Source organism: Enterococcus sp. AZ048, from assembly GCF_051715125.1.
GTDB classification, from domain to species: domain Bacteria; phylum Bacillota; class Bacilli; order Lactobacillales; family Enterococcaceae; genus Enterococcus_A; species Enterococcus_A gilvus.
The window spans coordinates 1,927,572-1,948,294 of sequence record NZ_JBIOTD010000001.1 but is presented as its reverse complement, the minus strand read 5'-3'; the positions used below and the strand labels follow the sequence as shown (position 1 = coordinate 1,948,294).

19 protein-coding genes and 1 pseudogene are annotated in these 20,723 nt (G+C 36.7%); 18 read left to right on the top strand and 2 right to left on the bottom strand.

The genetic code is table 11. The features are described 5' to 3' along the window. The 16 genes and pseudogenes from IGI66_RS09645 to IGI66_RS09570 all read left to right on the top strand — a co-directional run bounded on the left by IGI66_RS09645 (position 1) and on the right by IGI66_RS09570 (position 17,253). Positions 1-915, top strand: a complete 915-nt coding sequence (locus IGI66_RS09645; protein ID WP_438848724.1) for a Gfo/Idh/MocA family oxidoreductase — start codon at positions 1-3, stop codon at positions 913-915. Next, positions 912-1,655 (top strand): cytidylyltransferase domain-containing protein, encoded by a 744-nt coding sequence (locus tag IGI66_RS09640; RefSeq protein ID WP_438848722.1) that lies wholly within the window; start codon positions 912-914, stop codon positions 1,653-1,655. The genes IGI66_RS09645 and IGI66_RS09640 overlap by 4 nt, the downstream gene beginning before the upstream one ends. A 1,292-nt stretch (positions 1,656-2,947) precedes the next feature. Next, positions 2,948-3,213, top strand: a pseudogene (locus tag IGI66_RS09635) (IS3 family transposase); the annotation flags it as partial. Positions 3,214-4,522: 1,309 nt separating this feature from the next. Beyond that, positions 4,523-5,914, top strand: coding sequence for a sugar transferase (locus tag IGI66_RS09630; protein WP_438848720.1), 1,392 nt, complete (start codon positions 4,523-4,525; stop codon positions 5,912-5,914). Positions 5,915-5,928: 14 nt separating this feature from the next. Further along, a complete protein-coding gene (locus IGI66_RS09625) occupies positions 5,929-6,969 on the top strand; it encodes a glycosyltransferase family 2 protein (RefSeq protein ID WP_438848718.1) in 1,041 nt (346 codons plus the stop codon). Between the two features lie 12 nt (positions 6,970-6,981). Further along, positions 6,982-8,073, top strand: a complete 1,092-nt coding sequence (locus IGI66_RS09620; RefSeq protein WP_438848716.1) for a glycosyltransferase family 1 protein — start codon at positions 6,982-6,984, stop codon at positions 8,071-8,073. A gap of 115 nt (positions 8,074-8,188) precedes the next feature. Next, positions 8,189-9,139 (top strand): NAD-dependent epimerase/dehydratase family protein, encoded by a 951-nt coding sequence (locus IGI66_RS09615; protein ID WP_438848714.1) that lies wholly within the window; start codon positions 8,189-8,191, stop codon positions 9,137-9,139. 67 nt (positions 9,140-9,206) lie between these two features. Further along, on the top strand, positions 9,207-10,172 hold the full coding sequence (locus IGI66_RS09610; protein WP_114524677.1) for a glycosyltransferase family 2 protein: 966 nt from the start codon (positions 9,207-9,209) through the stop codon (positions 10,170-10,172). Positions 10,173-10,847: 675 nt separating this feature from the next. Further along, positions 10,848-11,990: an endolytic transglycosylase MltG gene (mltG, locus tag IGI66_RS09605; protein WP_044926532.1), complete on the top strand. Its 1,143-nt coding sequence runs from the start codon at positions 10,848-10,850 to the stop codon at positions 11,988-11,990. Positions 11,991-12,085: 95 nt separating this feature from the next. Then, positions 12,086-12,565 (top strand): transcription elongation factor GreA, encoded by a 480-nt coding sequence (greA, locus tag IGI66_RS09600; protein WP_010780274.1) that lies wholly within the window; start codon positions 12,086-12,088, stop codon positions 12,563-12,565. A gap of 138 nt (positions 12,566-12,703) precedes the next feature. Then, positions 12,704-13,426 carry a cell wall-active antibiotics response protein LiaF gene (gene liaF / locus IGI66_RS09595; protein WP_010780275.1) on the top strand — a complete coding sequence of 241 codons (723 nt, stop codon included), beginning with the start codon at positions 12,704-12,706 and terminating at the stop codon, positions 13,424-13,426. Beyond that, positions 13,423-14,496, top strand: coding sequence for a sensor histidine kinase (locus IGI66_RS09590; RefSeq protein ID WP_010780276.1), 1,074 nt, complete (start codon positions 13,423-13,425; stop codon positions 14,494-14,496). The genes liaF and IGI66_RS09590 overlap by 4 nt, the downstream gene beginning before the upstream one ends. Positions 14,497-14,591: 95 nt before the next feature. Further along, a complete protein-coding gene (locus IGI66_RS09585; protein WP_010780277.1) occupies positions 14,592-15,224 on the top strand; it encodes a response regulator transcription factor in 633 nt (210 codons plus the stop codon). 114 nt (positions 15,225-15,338) lie between these two features. Continuing rightward, positions 15,339-16,004 carry a potassium channel family protein gene (locus IGI66_RS09580; RefSeq protein ID WP_086303527.1) on the top strand — a complete coding sequence of 222 codons (666 nt, stop codon included), beginning with the start codon at positions 15,339-15,341 and terminating at the stop codon, positions 16,002-16,004. A gap of 11 nt (positions 16,005-16,015) precedes the next feature. Continuing rightward, positions 16,016-16,303: a HesB/YadR/YfhF family protein gene (locus IGI66_RS09575; RefSeq protein WP_431379679.1), complete on the top strand. Its 288-nt coding sequence runs from the start codon at positions 16,016-16,018 to the stop codon at positions 16,301-16,303. 17 nt (positions 16,304-16,320) lie between these two features. Beyond that, the gene (locus tag IGI66_RS09570) at positions 16,321-17,253 is read left to right on the top strand and encodes a glycosyltransferase family 2 protein (protein ID WP_438848710.1); all 933 of its coding nucleotides are present in this window, start codon (positions 16,321-16,323) and stop codon (positions 17,251-17,253) included. A gap of 65 nt (positions 17,254-17,318) precedes the next feature. Here IGI66_RS09570 and IGI66_RS09565 read toward each other — a convergent pair whose 3' ends face one another. Beyond that, entirely contained in the window at positions 17,319-18,266 is a 948-nt protein-coding gene (locus IGI66_RS09565) for a phosphoglycerate dehydrogenase (RefSeq protein ID WP_438848708.1), read from the bottom strand. Between the two features lie 90 nt (positions 18,267-18,356). Further along, positions 18,357-19,172: a DUF1189 domain-containing protein gene (locus IGI66_RS09560; protein WP_438848706.1), complete on the bottom strand. Its 816-nt coding sequence runs from the start codon at positions 19,170-19,172 to the stop codon at positions 18,357-18,359. Between the two features lie 162 nt (positions 19,173-19,334). On the opposite strand from IGI66_RS09560, the gene IGI66_RS09555 reads away from it, so the two are divergent. Both IGI66_RS09555 and IGI66_RS09550 read left to right on the top strand, forming a co-directional pair. Continuing rightward, positions 19,335-19,802: a GtrA family protein gene (locus IGI66_RS09555; RefSeq protein WP_010780283.1), complete on the top strand. Its 468-nt coding sequence runs from the start codon at positions 19,335-19,337 to the stop codon at positions 19,800-19,802. A 73-nt stretch (positions 19,803-19,875) separates the two neighbouring features. Continuing rightward, positions 19,876-20,484 carry a superoxide dismutase gene (locus tag IGI66_RS09550; protein WP_010780284.1) on the top strand — a complete coding sequence of 203 codons (609 nt, stop codon included), beginning with the start codon at positions 19,876-19,878 and terminating at the stop codon, positions 20,482-20,484. The last annotated feature ends 239 nt before the right edge of the window (positions 20,485-20,723 follow it).

Genomic DNA, 20,723 nt, shown 5'->3' with positions numbered 1-20,723 from the left:
ATGAAAGTACTTTTTATTGGACTAGGTTCAATTGGAAGCCGACATTTATCAAATTTGATAAATTATTGCGAAAAAAAAGGAATCTCCTTGGATGTTACGGCATATAGAACAACAAATGAAAAACTAGATATGTTCCCTCAGGTGAAGGTTGTAACGGATTATTCCACCTTAAAAACGGATTTTGATGTTGCATTCATTACGAATCCAACGTTTAAGCACGAAGGGTCATTAAATGAAATTATTGATAAAGTCAAGTATATTTTCTTAGAAAAGCCAGTCTTTGAAAGTTCTAAAGATGTTTCAAAGTTTAATATTGATTATGATAGAGTCTATATTGCGTGTCCATTAAGATATAAAAAAGTTTTTGGGAAAGTGAAGCAAATGATAGAGGATGAACAACCTATTTCGACAAGGATTATTTGTTCTACCTTTTTACCTGATTGGCGACAAGGTGATTATACTAAGAACTACTCAGCTAAAAAGGCTATGGGTGGTGGTGTAGAATTGGACTGTATTCATGAATTGGATTATATGTCATATTTGTTTGGATTTCCAAAGAGCCGAAAAGCCTACTTTGCAAAAAAATCAAATTTAGACATTGATTCAAATGATGTTGCTGATTATTTGTTTGAATACGAGCAACAATTAGTAGAAGTACATCTTGATTATTTTGGTCGATTCCCTGAGAGAACATTAACAATATTATTTGATCAAGAAAAAATTGAGATAGATTTATTAAATAATACTATTTACATTTATTCATCGAATAAAACAATACGATACATTGAATCTGTAAACGAAATGTATGAGAAAGAGTTAGCATATTTCATAGAAAAAGTCACTACAGGAATAGAGAACAAAAACAATCTTGAATGGGCGAACAAAGTTTTAAAGATTGCAGAGGAGAATAAATGAATATACTTTTCACAATATGTGGACGGGCTGGTTCAAAGGGACTAAAGAATAAAAACTTAAAGAAACTTTACCATAAACCTCTAGTTGGATATGCACTGTCACTTATAAAATTATTTTCTAAAAAAAATCCTGAGATAGATATTAATGTTGCACTTAACACAGATAGTAAAGAGCTACAAAAACTCGTATCAGAATTAATGCCATCTGTAATAAATGTAGATAGAAAAGAAGAGCTAGCAAACGAAACTGTTGGGAAAGTTATGGTTATTAGAGACACTCTCGTTCAGATGGAATCGATGACTGGAAGTAAATATGACATGGTGATTGATTTAGATATCACATCCCCTTTACGGACAATAAATGATTTGGAAAGCTTATATAAAAAAGGAATCGAATCAGACTTAGATGTTATCTTTTCTGTAGTTTCATCTAGGCGAAATCCTTATTTCAATATGGTTCAAGTAAAAGATGAGGAAGTTTCATTAGTGATTCAATCAGCGTTCACATCAAGACAGCAGGCGCCATTCATTTATGATATGAATGCTTCTATGTATCTATTTAATCCGACTTTTCTTATGAATACAGATTATTTGTTTAACGGTCATTGTGGAATGATCGAGATGAAGGATTATCTAATTTTAGACATCGACAGTGAAGAAGATTTTTTATGGCTTGAACATTTGGTACCGTTCATTTTGGATAATGACAAAGGGATAGAAGAAGTTTATCAGGGTATATAAGGCGAATTTATTCTGGGTGATATTAAAATGAGTCTCTCCCGATTTTGGTATTAAGTTTCAGAGAAGATCATTTTGGCTCCAAGTCAAATAATATTGTTTCATTAAATCAGTTAAAGGAAGTGCTTCGGCGTTTCCTTTTTTTATTTCTTTGTTTTAAATCAAGTCGCAAAGTAAACGCCGAATAACTTAGTTCGAACCTCTTCAAACACCCTACACATATTCTTAAGCTATCAAGTAAAATGAAGATTCTTCTTCGAGAGACATAAGCGTTGTCGTCCTAAGACTTTCAATCCTAATTTTTTTTAAGGAACCTCAATTAGCTTGTCAAAATATTTTTAATCTTTCTAAGAAGTGTTCTTGTCTATTTGCAGATAAAGACACTGAAAAACTAGCATTTTTATCATTTTTCTTTTTGAAAACTAAGTCTTCATCAGCATATTTTTTGCAGTTCGCCAGTCAACAAATAACTTTCTTGCGGTATAATTAATGTATTTGGAATTTTTGATAGTACTTATTAATGTTTGCTGAATAATGCAAAATATTTACACTGCGAATATTTTGTGAAATCCAATCTTCATTTTCCAAGGAGTCTTAACCATACCCAAAAAGTGCGTAAAGGGACCAACGTCAAAGTCGACAGAGTCTTCAATCTTTAATATGAATCGGCTTCACTAGACTAGAAAGAAAAAATAAGGAGTGTAGAATAGTAAAAAAACTCACTTGAGGATTTTTCATGTCAAGACGTTAACGTAGAACCTATTTAAAAGAGTTTAAGTAACAAATTGTCGATCTCTACCTTGTAGGAAAGGCGTGAGTGAGCCGAAATCATTCGAGAGTATAAGCTGACCACTTCTACCTTTGATAAATTGGTACAGGGTAAAACCACGGGTTCGTTTAATGAAAAAGACAATTTCACTCTTGAACAGGCAGAGCCGATCGCTTTGTGAAAGAAAACAAACAGCTTGAGATGGAGAACGGTATTTTAAAGAAAGCAAAGTCGAGCTAGAAAAAATCATTCTTGAAGAGTTTATCCTCAATCGAAAAGCCTCCGGCCCAAGAAAGTTGAAGGACTGCTTAGCCAAGGTTGGGCTCCAAGTTAGCCGACGTAGAATAGGGGCATCATGAGACAGAGAGAACTACAATCAACGTATACACTCGCTCACTTCAAGCTCATTCTTCTAAGATTAATGAAGACAAAACGGTGATCGAACGTTTACTCAAGAAACGCGACTATAAGCCATCGTTACCGATCTCACGTATGTCACGAGTTAGAAAAAAAGGCAGTGCGGCTGCCCTATCCTTTGACGAATGTTCGGCTTCTCCACACGGATATCGGATAAGAATTCGCCAACCTAACAATTGATGAGATTTTGAAATCTTATGACATCACGCGCCCCTTAAGTAAAAAAAGAAGTCCGTATGATAATTCAGTTGCGGAGTCTATCTAAAAATCAATCAAAGTGAAATATGTTCATCAATACCCATTCGAGAGACTGAGCCATTTGTGTGACTAGAGTTATTTGATTGTATGCACTGGTAGAACAATTTGTGCTTGCATTGAACACTAGGATATGAGATACCGATCGCATATCGTCATAAGAGATTAACGAAGTGAACCCTTGATGATGAGCTCCCGATGTGCTACCGCTGGAGAGGTAGCTTGATCATTTTTAGTGAGCTTCTGCTGAAGAGCATCAGATCCGAGGCGGCTCATTGTCAAGAGCAATCAGAGTAATAACACAAAGAATTCAAGGGATCTTATAATTTTTGTCAAAAAAGGTGTTGCCATTCCAACATAATAATCAATTCAATTGCTGTAAATACAGCGTCTGATCTTTTTGTCTAATCAAAAAGTACCTTTCAAATGGCTGAATCCATTTCTAACTTCCACTCAATCAGAGTTATCTCGATATTATCCCTGGTTTCTCCATTTAGGGTTCTTCATATGATAATCCAAGTACCAGGATTATCATTTTTACAGTACTGGAGGTTCTTTCTATTGCGATAGATTTTTATCCGCCAAGATTTATTCAGGGTAACGGCCGTTTCGATCATGACAGTGGTAAGCAACTAAAAGCAATACCCCTCACTAGTTGTGACCTTTTTAAGACTACATAAGTCTTGTCGATGCTCATCATACCAAATTTTTGCACCTAACTCCACGTATAACTTGGGTTGCTTAGAATAATTTTTACGAGTACAAAGACTAATAAATACTGCCAATTAGATTTGGGAAGCCCTTGGTCTATAATATGGTAGTTCTGAGTCAAAAAAGTAGCGATATGATTGATATCCTGCTTTAAGAAGACCAAAAGTTTATGTATCTGTGGACGTAGCCACTCTTTACTGTTCATTTCTAACTTGACGGTGTTCAAATAAATCCTACACGTAAATTCTTTGATGAGCTCATGAATCTGGCGACTGATTCTTTTCATAAATCTCACCTATGATGGTTTCGGTGTATTTGCAGCATTCGTTAAGCGTTTCTTACTCATCGGGTATTTGTTCCTTTACTAGGCACACTTGGCATTGATAACCATTGTCTCCGAGTTTAAATCATCATCAGTTGAAAGTTAGACATTGACTTTTGATATGTACATTAGAGCCCTCAAGAAATAATGAAAAGTCCATATTTTCCGGGATCTCACTAACAAGGAAACTTGCGTTTATTATGCCAACATCTATTGTGATTTTTTTAAGAACTCCCTCATTCATTAATAATTAAGTAACTATTTAGTAGCCATTATTTAGCGAGAAACGGTAGATATGCATTACTTTTTTTTTTTTTACTTTTTTCATGAAAGCTACTCTTTTTTTTGCCTATATGGTAAGATGTGTAATGAATTATGTCTTGGAGGGGTGTCTGTATGAACAAAAGTGATGAATGGAGTGTCGCTCGTCGTGTTTTAATTATCTTAGTTGACGTGCTTGTCTATAATTTTTCCATCTACTTGAGCTTTTTGATAAAATTTGACGGAGTTACTCCTGTTCGAAACTTTCAAACTTTTGAAAACTCTGCATTGTTTATTTCGCTTTTCTTTATTATTTTAAATATTCTTTTAGGAACTTATGTTTTTTATAATCGGATTGTAAGTGATATTGTTTTTGTTACAGTTATTGGTCAAGTTTTAATATCTTTAGGTATCATGATTATTACTTTTGCTGGAAGATGGTTTGCTTTCCCTCGAATGGTTATTCTAATTTCATTTCTAGTTGGAACTGTTCTATTAATTATTTATCGATCAATTGTTTATAAAGCTTATATGAAGTTAAGTGCGGATAAAAAAGTTACGATTCTTGGTTTTGAAAAGGAAGTTGCACCAGCTGTTCAAAATTTTAGTTCTCAAAAAAATAATAAACATAAAGTGCATTCAGTAATTTTGGACCATTTTTATGATAATTTAGCTAAAATTATTGATGATGTTGATATTGTATATTTAGCCTCAGAAATAAATGAATCTGAAAAAATAAAAGTTTATCAATTAGTTATTAGAGAAGAAAAAAAACTATTTTTAAATACTACGTTTGATAATTTGATTACAATTAATCCTAACATTATGAATTTTGAGGATGAGAGTATTATTGAATCTTCAGGGTTCATGATACCCTCAGAAGATGCAATGTTTAAGCGTCTATTTGATATTGTGGTTTCATTAATTTTATTAGTGATCGCTTCGCCTTTCATGTTGATTACAGCGATTTTAGTGAAAGCAACTTCACCGGGACCGATTATTTACAAGCAAATCCGAATTACACAAGGACAAAGAGAGTTTCCAATCTATAAATTCCGTTCTATGAGCATAACAGCTGAGTCTAAATCAGGCCCTGTTCTCGCAAAGAATAATGACGCTCGCGTGACGCCAGTAGGGAAATTTATTCGTGCCGTTCGTTTTGATGAACTGCCCCAACTGATCAATGTACTTAATGGTGATATGTCGATCATTGGTCCCCGTCCGGAACGTCCATTTTTTGTTGAGCAATTTAATAAGGAGAATACTTATTACTATTTGCGCCACAATGTACGTGCGGGAATTACTGGCTATGCGCAAGTTTATGGAAAATATGCCTCAGATTACAATAGCAAGCTGAAATTTGATTTGCTATATATAAAGAAATACTCATTTATGTTAGATTTAAAAATCTTACTTCAAACAATCAAGATTCTCTTTGATAAGGTCTCTTCTCAAGGTTTAGAGGAAGGTGAAGTGTGTACATCTTTAGATAAAATAGATTTTCCTAAAGATAAAATTTTTGAGTAATTTGAGGTGAAAGTATGTCTAATTTGAAATTTAGTATAATCATTCCTGTCTATAATGCTGAAAAAACAATTGTTAAAACTATTAAAGAAATTAGAGATATCTCCAATTCAGACTTTGAGGTTTTACTTGTAAATGACGGCTCTACTGATGATACTGAAACTGTTATTAGGAAGAACATAAAGAATGATACAAGGTTTTTATTATTGAATAAAAAGAATGAAGGTCCCGGCTTAGCTAGAAATTATGGAATAGATTATGCACAAGGGGATTATTTACTTTTCTTTGATGCAGATGACTATCCGAAAAAATCGATACTGAGTGATTATGCGGCAATTATTTCCTCTTATCCAGATTTAGACCTTATTATTAGCTCATTTTGTTTTAAAACAATGGATAATGGTAAAGTTGTGGACGAGAAAAATTATCTAGTAAATGAACATATTTATCATAGTAATGAAGAATTTTTGTTTGATATGTATGAATTGATGAATAGACAGTTAATGTATGTTGTATGGAATAAGTGCTATCGAAGAGATATTATAATAGTTAATGATATACATTTTAAAAATTATCGTAGTTGTGAAGATAGAATTTTTAATCTGGACTATTATAAGTATTCTACTAAAGTTGTCATGAATTCAAAAGTAGAATACATTTACGATTTTGAGGGCGGTCAAGGGATTACGAATCAATACAATAGCCATAAGTTTAAAACATTTAAAGAATTTTATGAACGAAGTAATATTCTTACGAATAGTGAAAATAAGAATGGTATGGCAGCCTTATTACTTAAGGGAACAACCTCTGTCATTTTTTCGATCTTAAAAACTGATAAAATAAATAAAAAACAGAAAAAGTTAGAGATTAGTTCAATTTTGAAGGATTCTTCTATAAAAGAAGCTAAGAAAATTGCTGCGACAGACACTGCTGCAAAAAAAATTATTAAACTACTTTTTAATATGCCAAGATTTCTACTTATATTTTTGTTTGGTTCAGGAGCACTAGTAGAAACGAAAATGCCTGGTTTGATGGCAACAATAAAGAGAAAGTATTAGAAGGGAAAGATAATGAAAAGAGTACTTCATTTTCAGGGAAGAATGGGATTAGGCGGCGCAGAATCTTTTATGATGAACCTTTATAGACGAATTGACCGTGATAAGTTTCAATTTGATTTCTTAATATATGATGATTTTGAAGAAGTTCAGAACTACCATGATGAAATTAAACAATTAGGTGGAAGAATTTTTGTAGTTACTAATCCGAAAAGAAATATTATAAAATACCTAATACAAGTGAATCGACTGCTAAAAAAAGAGAATTTTGATATTGCTCATAATGAGGTTTTTTTTGGTGGCGGAATTAATCTCTGGTTAGCAAAAAAAAATATTATTAAACAAAGAATTGCCCATAGCCATGCTACAGAAGATGGGAAATCGCAAAATTTTCTTATGAATATTTTGCGGCGATTTCTCAGTTATTTACTTTTATCTAATGCGACTGATTTTCTTGCAGTCAGTAAAGAGGCGGGAGAAAGCTTATTCAAAAGACATCCTTTTGAACTAATTCATAATGGGATTGATTTGAATATTTATGAAAATGATAGTTCAAAAAGAGAAGAAAAACGAAGTGATTTGGGAATAAGTTTGAATTCCTTTGTGATTGGAAATATAGGTAGATTGGAAAGACAGAAGAACCAAGAATATTTACTTGATATTTTTTCATTAATCTTGAAAAGATATCCAGATTCATATTTGCTGATTATTGGAGAAGGATCTTTAAGACGAGAATTAGAAAAAAAGATTTATGCCATGAAAATTGAAAATAGGGTGAAATTATTAGGAGAGAGAAAAGACATTCCAGATTTATTGAAAACGATGGATGTTTTTGTGATGACCTCATTATATGAAGGATTGCCCATGGTCGGCCTAGAAGCTCAAGCTGCAGGATTAAAACTTGTTTTGGCTGACACTATTTCTAAAGATACGAAGGTAACAAAAAATGTGTGTTTTGTTTCCTTGGAAAAGAATATTGAACAATGGGTTGATAATATAATAGAGCCACCATTCATGAATGAAATGACAGTCGAGTTACAGAACTACGACGTTTCATATACCACAAAACAAATGGAAAAAATATATAATCGCGAATATGAGGAGTAACAAGATTACTAAGAAGGTATTGAGCTAGATGAGATCAATACTGGAATAGAACTCTTGCAATACTATTGATAGAGTTCTACAGTACAAAAATTAAAAGGGATTTGAGGACCACAAAATGAATAATTACCTAATCACAGGCGGTGCCGGATTCATCGGCTCCACATTAGCGAATCATTTATCGAAAGAAAATTCAGTTACTGTAGTTGATGATTTATCTATGGGAAAAGAGGAGAACCTAATTAAAGGGGAAAACCTTACATTCATTAATGGATCTGTGACAGATGGCGAATTAATGGCAGATATCCTCTCAAATGATACGTTTGATTACATCTTTCATTTAGCGGCGATTGCTAGCGTTGCAGATTCAGTTGAGCGCCCAGTAGAAACACACCAGATTAACTTTGAAAGTGTTCTAATGTTGTTGGAATTCGTTCGAAAATATCAAAAAAATTTGAAGCGATTGGTTTTTAGTTCTTCAGCTGCAGTATATGGCGATGAACCAACGCTGCCAAAAAAAGAAGAATCGGTCATTCGTCCCTTAACACCGTATGCAGTCGATAAGTTCGCTGCGGAGCAGTATGTTTTGGATTATTATCGTCTATATGGCATTAATACTAGTGCAGTGCGTTTCTTTAATGTTTACGGGCCCAATCAGAATCCCGAATCTCCTTATAGCGGTGTAATCTCAATTTTGGTTGATCGCTATAAGAAAATGCAACTTGGAGAGAATGCGCCGTTTACATTATTTGGTGACGGTTCTCAATCTCGTGACTTTGTATTTGTTGAAGATGTTGTCCAAGCGCTATTACTTGTCGCAAATAAAGAGGAAGCTCTAGGCAAGCAGTTTAATGTTGGGACAGGTGACGCGATTACTTTGAATGACTTGATTGCAGTCATTGATGAGGCATTAGGAATTGAGTTGACTGTAAAACATGAAGCTGAGAGGGATGGCGACATCAGAGACTCTGTTGCTGATATTTCTAGATTGAACGGATTAGGATACAAACCGTGCTTCAGTGTAAAAGAAGGCATGAAAAAATATTTAGTATCAGAAAAATTGGTTTAAAAAATCGGAGCATATCCGATTTTTTTTTGGTATTATTGTAGATAGTTGTGAAGTTAGGAGAATATACATGAACAATGAAAAAATAGCTATCCTTATCCCTTGTTATAACGAATCACTTACAATAAAAAAAGTAATCAATGATTTCCAGAGGGAATTACCAGAGGCGGATATCTATGTCTATGATAACAATTCAACGGATAATACGTATGAGATCGCACGGAATGAAGGTGCACTTGTCAAAAAAGAGCCGAGACAAGGAAAAGGAAATGTCATTCGGCAAATGTTTTTTGACATTGAAGCTGATTTCTATTTGATGGTGGATGGCGATGACACATATCCAGCAGAGTATTCTCATCAAATGATTCAGTCATTGCGAGAGGGCAGTGCGGATATGGTTATTGGGGATCGACTGTCTAATGGAACGTATTTTAACGAAAATAAACGGGCGTTCCATGACTTTGGCAATAATTTAGTTAAGAACTCCATTAATCGGTTGTATCAAGCGAGCATCAAAGACGTAATGACAGGATATCGCGGGTTCAATCGGATGTTTGTTAAGAGCTTTCCTGTGATGAGTTCAGGATTTCAAATTGAAACAGAATTTACTATTCACGCGTTAGACAAGCGTTTTAAGCTAGTGGAGGTACCTATTGATTACCGTGATCGTCCTGAAGGCAGCGAGTCAAAATTAGACACGTATTCTGATGGGATCAAAGTTTTACTAACGATTTTGAAGATGTTCAAAGATTATAAGCCGATGTTGTTTTTCTCAATTTTCAGTTTTATTTTCTTTTTGTTCGGGCTTATTTCAGGCATCCCGGTGATCAATGAATTCGTCCGCACTGGGTTTATCACGAAAATCCCGTCTTCGATTTTGGCTACAGGATTGATGGTTTTTGCATTATTACTTTTGATAACAGGTTTGATTTTAGATACTGTTGTGACCAATTCGAAAAAAGAATATGAATTGAATCTTTATCGGCTGTATGAAAAGGAAGATCAAAAGAAAAATATAATTTCCTTAACTAAATAAATTTTACATTTCACTCCTCTTTTATTTCATGTATAATGGTTTAAGTTATGACATGAAGTAAGGAGGAGTTGTTTTTTGTCTGAGGATCAAAACCAACACTCAGAAGAAGGATCTTTTAAAGAGCAGATTATGCGGGCTTTAGAAGAGGGCAGAAAAAATCGTGAGACAGCGTCTCCACCAAAAAAAAGCACGAGACCTGAAGCTTCGAAAGCAAAAAAAGATACTCACGATGATGATGATTTGGCTTCATCCTATGAGCGCTTATTTGGCAATAGACAAAATAAGAAAGATACATCTCCCTCTACGCAGAAGTCTGAACCGACTGAGAAAGAAATTAAAAAAGAAGAAACGAAAAATAAAGCAGAAAAAGCTGAAACGACCCCATCGAATAGTGAAAAAAAATCAGGGGTACGTAAAGCAAGCACCGCTTCATCTCAAAGCATAGTTGATGAAGAAAAAGCGATTGAAAAGAAAGATCAAAAGACAGACCCTTCAAAAAAGGACACAATAACAGCTTCAACGAAACATCCAAACTCTAAAAAGAGTTCGACGAAAGTAATTTCATCTATAACGGATAACCCGAAAGTTGAAAAAGAGTCAACACAGGATAAAGAGGTTGAAGAAGAACCGTCGATTTTCCATCGAATCGGTGAGAAATTTGATGAACTTCGTCATATGGACGAAGAATTTGAAGGGGACCTAAGTGAGGAGAGCAACTTGAAACGAGCAGAACGTCGCAAAGAGGATCGAGTCGTCCGTAAAATTGTTTATATATTGACGATCGGTATTTTGATCGTTGCCGGGATTTTAGCCATCTCAGGATATAATTACGTGAGCGCTGGCTTAAAACCTTTGGATAGAAATGACAAGAAACTAGTACAGGTTGAAGTGCCAAGCGGCTCATCAAATCGCCAAATTGGAGATATCTTAGAAGATGGAGATGTTATCCGAGATGGTATGGTCTTTAACTTCTATACAAAATTTAAGAATTTGACGAATTTCCAAGCGGGCTATTACCAATTTTCACCAAACATGACTTTGGACCAAATTAGTAAAGAGTTGCAGCAAGGCGGAAGCGCAGAACCATTGGATGATGCATCGAAATTGACGGTTCCAGAAGGTTACGATGTTGATAAAATTGCTAGTCTGATAGCTAAGAAGACGGACTTCAAGAAGGAAGACTTCATCAAAGTAATGAAAGATGAGAAATTCTTTGACCAATTGAAGAATCAGTACCCAGAGCTGTTAACAGACGCAGGAAACGCCAAGGATGTACGCTATCGATTAGAGGGATACTTGTTCCCAGCAACCTATAATGTTCACAAAAATAGAAGTCTGGAAGATTTAGTTACTCAAATGGTGGATACAACGAACCAAGTATTGACGCCTTACTATAGTAAGATCAAAGAAAAAGGATTGAATGTACAAGAAGTAATGACGCTGGCTTCCTTAGTTGAAAAAGAAGGGGTTACACAATCCGACCGCAAGAAAATTGCGCAAGTCTTCTTTAACCGGATCGATCAACAGATGCCATTGCAATCGGATATCTCAATTCTTTATGCATTAGGTGAACACAAAGAAGTAGTAACGATCAAAGATACACAGGTGGATTCACCGTATAACCTATACACGAACGCTGGTTATGGTCCTGGTCCATTTGATAATCCGAGTCAAGAAGCGATCCTTGCTGTTCTTGATCCAACGGAGAATGATTACATTTATTTTGTTGCAGATATTTCGACTGGAAAAGTGTATTATGCGAAAACGTACGAAGAGCATATGGAGCTGGTCGAAAAATATGTGAATAAAGAGAAATAAACAATTTACATTATAGTCATTACGTGGTAATCTTTTGTGGATTAAATCTATAAAAGATTACCTTTCGTAATTTTGTTGATTGAAGGAGAAGAAAAATGGTAGAAAAGACTTATCCGATGACTCTAGAAGGAAAAGAAAAACTAGAGCAGGAATTAGAACAATTGAAAACAGTAAAACGTGGCGAAATCATTGAAAGAATTAAAATCGCTCGAAGCTTTGGCGACTTATCTGAAAACTCTGAGTATGAATCTGCGAAGGATGAACAAGCCTTTGTGGAAGGTCGTATCAATACATTAGAAAATATGATTCGCTTCGCTCAAATCATTGACAATGAAAATGTTGATTCTGATGAAATCTCAATCGGGAAAACGGTGACATTCGTTGAATTGCCGGATGACGAAGAAGAGGAATACACGATTGTTGGGAAAGCGGAAGCTGATCCTTTAACTGGGAAGATCTCAAATGATTCCCCCATTGCTCAAGCGTTAATTGGGAAAGTCGTTGGAGATGTCGTAACGATTGCGACGCCTGGCGGCAATATGCAAGTTAAAATTGTGAATGTAAAACAGAACTAAAAACACGAAAGAGGCGCTGGTCGCCTCTTTTCTTTTACGTTCGGAAGAAAAAAGGTTGCGACCTTAGACCGATAGTATTCAGCGTATAAAAAAAGTAGAATAAGGTATAAATTAAAAATAAGTTGGGAGGAAAGATAAATGAAAAGTCCATGGCGCTTTTTCATTGTCATTGAAGCCTTACTTGCAATTTTCTTATTGTGGCAACTATCTTCAAATCCAGCGATGCTGATCATGTTGCTTTTTGGGGTATTAAATATCTATTGGGCGATGCATAAGCACCGGCGCGGAAAATTTCAGTTGATTTTAGGTTCTGTCATCTTGATCATTTGTCTGGTGAATAGTCCTGCAACGTGGCTGATGTTGATTTTTGCTGTGATCTTTCTTGGCCTTAAGGGCTTTGAGATTGCTGGTATTTCTATACCGAATCATTCCCTAAAGAATAAGAAAAGCATAGTAATGGTAGAAACGACAGATCCAACGAGCCACAATGGTGAGCGAAAAAAACAGAACTGGATCGGCAATGATCGAATTGGAACACAGGTTTTTGAATGGGACGATATCAATGTAGCGATTTTAGCTGGCGATACGATTGTTGATTTAGGCAATACATTGTTACCAAAAGAAGACAGCGTCGTAATCGTTCGTAAAGGATTTGGCCGTACGCGAATTTTAGTTCCCTATGGGATCGGAATTCTTTTTGAGCATGCGACATTATACGGAAAAGTGGATTTTGATGAAGATACTCAAGTTCTTCGGAATGAAACGATTAAGATCTATAGTGAGGATTATGATGAAAGCCCCCGAAGATTGAAGATAGTGACCAATACATTGGTTGGGGACGTCGAGGTGATTCGTGTATGATGGGAAAATATTCTCGGTTACAAATATCCCTTTATTCAGGACTCATCTCTTTTTTATTGATTCTTACAACACTGTTCTTATACATGTACGCGATCGGGAAAAAGCAAATGTTTGCGCAATTATTTGTCGCACGAATTTTTTATATTCCATTGTTCTTTCATATACTTGTGATTTCTCTGACAGTAAGTGCAGTGGTTTATTTTTTGGTGACTATTTTAGAAAAGCGCCAATTAGGAAAGATTGAAGGGAAATTACAAAGTCTGGCTTCTGGAAACTATGATCAGCCATCTTTGGATGTGGCGATCTCACAAAATAAGGAAATGCTTTTAGTGGATCATGACATCAGACGGATCAAAGAAAAGCTGGTGAGTATGTCACGAGAGCTGCAGCAGCTAAGCAGTCTGCCGCAGATGGTCGATGGCACTGCTAAGGAGAAAATACTAGAAGAAGAGCGGCATCGTCTTGCAAGGGAACTTCATGATTCGGTCTCTCAACAGCTTTTTGCGGCGATGATGATGATGTCTGCGTTAAATGAGCAATCTCAACATTCAGAAGAGCTAGAGCCTTATAAGAAGCAGTTAGCCATGGTGGCAGATATCATCAATGCGGCACAATCAGAAATGCGGGCGTTGCTGCTTCATCTGCGACCAATCAGTTTGGAAGGCAAGAGCCTGCGTCAAGGAATCGAGCAATTATTAAAAGAGCTGCAAACAAAAATTCAGATTCAATTGAAATGGGATGTGCAAGACATTCAAGTTTCCCCTAGTATTGAAGATCAATTATTTAGAGTAGTTCAAGAGCTGTTATCAAATACATTGCGGCATGCCAAAGCGAATGAACTAGAAGTGTATTTAAAGATTGTTGGACAGAATATTCTGTTGCGCGTGATCGATGACGGTGTTGGGTTTGAGGAAAAGGATGAACATGCAGGAAGCTACGGATTACGTAACATTCGTGAGCGGATTGCTGGAGTTGGCGGCTCCACTAAGATTATTAGCTTTAAGGGCCAAGGAACCAGCATTGAGATAAAAGTTCCAGTTGTAAAGGAAACGTCGCCAGCAGTAGAATGATAAAGTAAAGGCAAGGGCCAGTTTGAAGTGTTTGATGTTATTAAAAAGGTGCTGTAAATGCCGATCATATTAAAATAGAAGCTAGGAGGCAGAAGATGATACGAGTGTTATTAGTTGATGATCATGAAATGGTTCGTTTGGGTGTTTCTTCCTACCTATCCATTCAATCAGATGTAGAAGTAGTAGGGGAGGCTGAGAATGGTGAGGAGGGCTATGAGAAGGCGATGGCGCTTCGACCAGACGTGATCTTGATGGATTTAGTCATGGAGGTCATGGATGGAATTGAATCAACGAAGAAGATTTTGAAGGAATGGCCTGAGGCACGAATTTTGATTGTGACTAGCTTTATAGATGATGAAAAAGTGTATCCTGCCATTGAAGCGGGGGCATCGGGGTATTTATTAAAAACCTCTACCGCGCATGAAATTGCTAATGCCATTCGCAAAACCTACAATGGGGAGCGTGTGCTGGAACCTGAAGTGACGACAAAAATGATGGAGCAATTATCGAATCGAAACCGACATGTTCTTCATGAGGAATTGACGAATCGTGAACAGGAAATCTTATTGTTGATCGCTCAGGGAATGAGCAATCAAGAAATCGCAGATGAACTTTTCATTACATTGAAGACAGTGAAGACGCATGTGTCAAATATTTTAGCGAAATTGGAAGTCGAAGATCGTACACAAGCTGCTATATATGCCTTTAAACACGGGTTGATAAAATAGAGAGTCATTCTCTGTTTTATTAACCCGCTCTTTGTTATACTGAGAATGGGAGTTTTAATAACAACATCAAGGTTTTTTATAAGAAATTACACTAGCAATACATGAGGAGAGACTATGAAACAAAGTTTTGTCATTATTGGTTTAGGGAGATTCGGCGGAAGTATTTGCCGCACATTAGTTGAATCAGGGCAGGAAGTCTTAGCGATCGATAGTAGTGAAGACCGTGTAAATGAGTACATGAACATTGCGACTCATGCGGTGGTCGCTAATGCACAGGACGAGATGACGTTGCGTTCTTTAGGCATCCGGAATTTTGACCATGTGATTGTCGCAATTGGTGAGGATATCCAAGCGAGTATCTTAGTTACTCTCATGGTGAAGGAGATGGGTGTTCCAAACATTCTAGCAAAGGCCCAAAATGAATACCATGCTCGCGTGCTGGATAAAATCGGTGCGGACCGCGTGGTTCACCCTGAGCGTGATATGGGTCAACGGATCGCCCATAATCTCGTGTCTAAAAATATTTTGGATTACCTTGAGCTTTCTGATGAGTTCTCTCTGGCGGAAGTCAATGTGACCAATCGAAAGTTTTACGGGAAGACATTGGAGGAACTAGATTTTCGCCAGCGCTTTGGCTTGAACGTTGTAGCGATCCGGCGGGATAAACAAGACCCAATCGTGACACCTTCGGCAGAAGAAGTCGTACAAAAAGATGATCATTTAGTAGTGATTGGCCGCGATGAAGATGTCGATTACCTCGATGAGAAAATGAATGGATAGGAGACATTTAGATGAAATTAACGATAACACCCAAAGCACAAGAATGGTTCAAAAAGGAACTGAAATTAGCAGATGGTCAAGGAATCAAATTTTATGGAAAAGTATACGGGAAAACACAAGTCCATGATGGCTTTTCAGTAGGAATGTCTGTTGATACACCAGAAAGTCCACTTGTGAAAACAAAAGGAGAGGATCAGCTCTTTTATATTGAAGAATCCGACGAATGGTTTTTCAAAGGTTATGATCTGGTGGTTGATTACGATACTGAACTGGACGAACCAAAGTATGATTTTAAGTAAGTTTAGGAGTGGATCGAATGATATCAGTGATTGTTCCTTGTTTTAACGAAGAGGAAGCGATTCCTCTTTTTTTTGTAGAAATGGAAGAAGTGAAAAAGAAAGTTTCTTATGATTTCGAATATATATTTATTAATGACGGTTCTGAGGACCGAACGTTGAACGTATTACGAAAGTTAGCTAGAGAATATAGTTTTGTACGATACCTTTCTTTCTCTAGAAATTTTGGCAAGGAGGCAGCTCTATATGCTGGTTTACAGGCTGCTAAAGGAAAACTTGTGGCTGTAATGGACGTGGATCTGCAAGACCCGCCGGAATTGTTGCCGCAGATGATCGAAATGATTGAAACCACAGATGTTGACTGTGTAGGGACTCGTCGTGCCGATCGTAAAGGAGAACCAGCAATTCGTAGTTTCTTCGCGAAGAAATTCTATCAGTTGATAAATCGCATCAGTGAGACAGAGATGGTGGATGGTGCCCGTGATTATCGCTTAATGACGAGACAAATGGTGGATGCCGTATTGGAACTGACGGAGCATAATCGTTTTTCTAAGGGATTATTCAGCTGGGTTGGTTTTAAGACGGAGTATATCTCGTTTGAAAATCAGGAGCGTGTGGCTGGAGAAACATCGTGGTCTTTTTGGAATTTATTCAATTATTCAATTGATGGTATTGTCAATTTTTCGGATGCTCCGTTGAATATTGCTTCATTTGTCGGCGCATTTTCATGTGTAGTATCGGGAATTGCAATGCTGTTCATCATTGTGAGGGCCTTATTGTTTGGTGATCCTACTGCTGGCTGGCCTTCCTTGGTAACGATTATTCTTTTTATCGGTGGGGTACAATTGCTCTGCATCGGAATAATTGGTAAATATATTGGTAAAATTTTTATGGAAACAAAAAAGCGTCCCGTTTATATAATCAAAGAGACAGAAAAAAAGCTGGAGCAATAAGCTCCAGTCAAACTGTAGACAAAAGACGTCCCAAACTCGCAAGTTGAGTTTGGGACGTTTTTTTATCAATACCCGCGATCTAATTCTACTTGATTTACAGAGAGCTCTTTAGAGGCCACGTAACTTTTTAAATTTGCTAAAAAGATGTCCATAAATTTGCGTTGAAAGTCTACGGTCATTCCTGAAATATGAGGCGTGATCAAGACGTTTTCCATTTTCCATAAGGGATTATCGGTTGGTAAGGGTTCTTCCTCAAAAACATCGAGGGCAGCAAAAGCGAAGTCTTTATTCTCGAGTGCTTGAGTCAATTCTTTGGTATGGACAGTGTCTCCGCGACCGACATTGATAAAAACAGCGGTTTTTTTCATGTTTTCAAAAATATCGTTGTTAAAAATGTGATAGGTCTCATGGGTGCCTGGCAAGATACCCACGACGATGTCCATTTCATGAACGATTTTGGCTAAGTTTTTGATCGAATAGGTTTCGACAAATCCGTTTGCAGGATGGCCAGTAGTATTAATGCCGTAGACATTTACGCCGAGACTGCGAATGGATTTAGAAAGCTGCTGTCCAATGTGACCAGTGCCCACGACCAACAGATTTTTACCGGAGAGTTGATCATAGTGAATCGATTCTTGCCCCCAGATTTTCTTTTCTTGGTTTTTGACAGATTGGTTTAACCCGCGGTAATAGCCGAGCAAGACGCCAATAATATGTTCACTGATTGAAATGGCGTGGATGCCGCTGCCATTCGATAATAAAATATTTTGATTGGAGAAATCCTTTAATGGAAGATAATCGACACCTGCTGAGATCGACTGCACCCATTTTAATTGACTAGAAGAACATAAGGACTCAGCCAGTTCTTTCGACCAGCCTACGGAGACTTCGACAGAGGATACCTCTTCATCTGTCAATTCTGTTTTGACTTGGTAATCTGGAGCAATCGCTTGAATGTTGTCGATGAATTCATCGCGAAAGGTTCGTTGTAAAAAGATAATTGGTTTTGTCATAAGAATCTCCTCTTTTCGATTTTTTCTAGGAATCTTCGCTTCATTCTAACAAAAATAGCAGAAAAAAACTGCTTACAGACTCGTAAGCAGTTACTTAGTAGGCAACTCGATTTTAGGAAAATATTGAGTAATACGTAAAAAGATGAATAAGCTGATAAAAGTAATCAAGATACTTGAATCAAAATTTGGCTGGAAGGGCAATATAAGGGTAGCCAATATTGTAGGGATCGTGGCGCAAAAGATCATTGTTTTGAAGCATTCAAAAAATGTGATTCGTCGTAAGCGTAATTTAGCGACGATCATCCCTGCGATAGCTGCGAAGAGCAGGGTAACAAATAAATTGATAAAGGATGGGTATACACCGGCTAAGAGCATAACGAGCGGCGTCCAAACAGGCATCTTCAAATCTTTTAGGCCGGTCCGTAATTTGTCACCAGTCAGTCCTTTTAGCGGTTCCTGTTTATAGGAGAATTTCAAAACATTATCACCAAACATAGCGGAGCTGACACCGCCGTAGTCAGGTAAGACGACTAAAGCCTTATCTTTTAGCATTCCGATACTGAAATAATTTCCAACGAGGTCCTTCTCGACGTCTTGCTGGGTGCGTTTGCCTTCAGGATCGAAAGTCAAAATGATAGAGTTTGTTTGATAAATGAATCCTTTTTCTGGTTTCGTTGTTTTGATCTCGCCATCTTCCACCTTAAAATCTGGAATTTTGTCTACGATTTTCAAACTGTCTGTTTTAATTTGATTCATTACTTGCAATGCTTGATAGACAGTCGGAATTGCTAGAAGGAGACTTAACCCGATGAGGTAGACGATAGACTTCCAAAAGGGGGTAGTTCTGGCATTTTTTAGATCCTCGAAACGAAAAAGTGATCCTTTGATTAATTGACGAAAAGTCATGTGATCGCTCCAATCTTTATATACAAGAGCCATTGTAGCGAAGTAAGCTTGAAATAACAAGATGAACTCTAAAAATGTAGAAAGAAAAAAAGAAAGAATTGACTATTAATAGCAGCTTCGCTATCTTACAATAGGTAGAGAAGAATAAGAAAGTGAGTCCTCATGAAAATTTATCGGATATTTAGAAATTATTTAGAACAAAAAAACCTTTGGGAAGTATTCATTTACTTGTTTTTCGGCGGATTAGCAACGATTGTAAACATCGTCAGCTTCACATTGGCTTATCAAGCATTTCATCTGAGCTGGCCGATCTCAAATGCGATTTCTTGGATATGTTCGGTTCTTTTTGCTTTTGTAACAAATAAAATCTGGGTCTTTCATTCAAAAACAGAAGGCATTTTAGCCTTGAGCTGGGAATTTGGGAAATTCTTTTTGGCACGGGTGGTTTCTTTTGGAATGGATATGGCTTGCATGTATCTGTTTATCGACATGCTGCATACAGGCAATTTGGTCGCTAAAATCATTACGCAAGTGGTCGTCGTGATCGCCAATTACATTTTCAGCAAGGTGTTCATCTTCAAAAAGGTTGAAATTATTGAAGATGAGGAAACGAATTCTTCGTCACACTAGGCATATGTTTTGAAGAACCGTGCATTGTTTGTTACTATTTTTATGTAAGAAAATTTAAGGAGGAATTTGAATTATGGCTTATACTTTACCAGATTTACCTTATGGCTACGACGCGTTGGAGCCTTATATTGATGTTGAAACGATGCACTTGCATCATGACAAGCACCATAACACCTACGTAACCAACTTAAACGCTGCAATTGAGAAATATCCTGAATTAGCAGAACAATCAGTGGAAGAGTTAGTATCTAACTTGAATGAACTTCCTGAAGACATTCGTACGGCTGTTCGTAATAACGGTGGAGGACATGCCAACCACAGTTTCTTCTGGAAAATTATGGCACCTAATGCAGGTGGCGAACCTACTGGCGCAATCAAAGAAGCAATCGACGACGCTTTCGGCAGCTTTGAAAAAATGAAAGAAGAATTCAAAACAGCAGCTACTGGTCGTTTTGGTTCTGGCTGGGCTTGGCTAGTGATGGCAAATGGCAAATTGGAAATCACTTCAACACCTAACCAAGATAGCCCATTAACAGACGGTAAAACACCGATTATCGGTTTAGACGTTTGGGAGCATGCATATTACTTAAAATACAAAAATGTTCGTCCTGACTACATCGCAGCTTTCTGGGATGTTGTAAACTGGGATCAAGCAAACGAAAATTTAGCAGCTGCTAAATAAACTAGCGAAGCAATGAAACGGGAAAAACTGGTTTAATCAGTTTTTCTCGTTTTTTTGATTTGTTAAATTCCTTCTCTCCTTCTGAAAAAATTCATAATTTTGTGATATAAATCAGGAAGTATGGGACAATTGGAATTATTATTTTTTTAAGTTTCTATTATATGAAATTAATTATTTTTGTGAGTGGTTGAACCCACGGCGAAACTATGAGAAAATGGAAAAACGTAAAAAACGTTGAT

What these genes read in the sequence shown, in the direction of transcription:
- IGI66_RS09610 (WP_114524677.1), top strand. Translation starts at nt 9,207, where the DNA reads ATGAACAATGAAAAAATAGCTATCCTTATCCCTTGTTATAACGAATCA.
- liaF (WP_010780275.1), top strand. Translation starts at nt 12,704, where the DNA reads ATGAAAAGTCCATGGCGCTTTTTCATTGTCATTGAAGCCTTACTTGCA.
- IGI66_RS09575 (WP_431379679.1), top strand. Translation starts at nt 16,016, where the DNA reads ATGAAATTAACGATAACACCCAAAGCACAAGAATGGTTCAAAAAGGAA.
- mltG (WP_044926532.1), top strand. Translation starts at nt 10,848, where the DNA reads ATGGACGAAGAATTTGAAGGGGACCTAAGTGAGGAGAGCAACTTGAAA.
- IGI66_RS09620 (WP_438848716.1), top strand. Translation starts at nt 6,982, where the DNA reads ATGAAAAGAGTACTTCATTTTCAGGGAAGAATGGGATTAGGCGGCGCA.
- IGI66_RS09555 (WP_010780283.1), top strand. Translation starts at nt 19,335, where the DNA reads ATGAAAATTTATCGGATATTTAGAAATTATTTAGAACAAAAAAACCTT.
- IGI66_RS09560 (WP_438848706.1), bottom strand. Translation starts at nt 19,172, where the DNA reads ATGACTTTTCGTCAATTAATCAAAGGATCACTTTTTCGTTTCGAGGAT.
- IGI66_RS09580 (WP_086303527.1), top strand. Translation starts at nt 15,339, where the DNA reads ATGAAACAAAGTTTTGTCATTATTGGTTTAGGGAGATTCGGCGGAAGT.
- IGI66_RS09645 (WP_438848724.1), top strand. Translation starts at nt 1, where the DNA reads ATGAAAGTACTTTTTATTGGACTAGGTTCAATTGGAAGCCGACATTTA.
- greA (WP_010780274.1), top strand. Translation starts at nt 12,086, where the DNA reads ATGGTAGAAAAGACTTATCCGATGACTCTAGAAGGAAAAGAAAAACTA.
- IGI66_RS09585 (WP_010780277.1), top strand. Translation starts at nt 14,592, where the DNA reads ATGATACGAGTGTTATTAGTTGATGATCATGAAATGGTTCGTTTGGGT.
- IGI66_RS09640 (WP_438848722.1), top strand. Translation starts at nt 912, where the DNA reads ATGAATATACTTTTCACAATATGTGGACGGGCTGGTTCAAAGGGACTA.
- IGI66_RS09570 (WP_438848710.1), top strand. Translation starts at nt 16,321, where the DNA reads ATGATATCAGTGATTGTTCCTTGTTTTAACGAAGAGGAAGCGATTCCT.
- IGI66_RS09630 (WP_438848720.1), top strand. Translation starts at nt 4,523, where the DNA reads ATGAACAAAAGTGATGAATGGAGTGTCGCTCGTCGTGTTTTAATTATC.
- IGI66_RS09590 (WP_010780276.1), top strand. Translation starts at nt 13,423, where the DNA reads ATGATGGGAAAATATTCTCGGTTACAAATATCCCTTTATTCAGGACTC.
- IGI66_RS09550 (WP_010780284.1), top strand. Translation starts at nt 19,876, where the DNA reads ATGGCTTATACTTTACCAGATTTACCTTATGGCTACGACGCGTTGGAG.
- IGI66_RS09565 (WP_438848708.1), bottom strand. Translation starts at nt 18,266, where the DNA reads ATGACAAAACCAATTATCTTTTTACAACGAACCTTTCGCGATGAATTC.
- IGI66_RS09625 (WP_438848718.1), top strand. Translation starts at nt 5,929, where the DNA reads ATGTCTAATTTGAAATTTAGTATAATCATTCCTGTCTATAATGCTGAA.
- IGI66_RS09615 (WP_438848714.1), top strand. Translation starts at nt 8,189, where the DNA reads ATGAATAATTACCTAATCACAGGCGGTGCCGGATTCATCGGCTCCACA.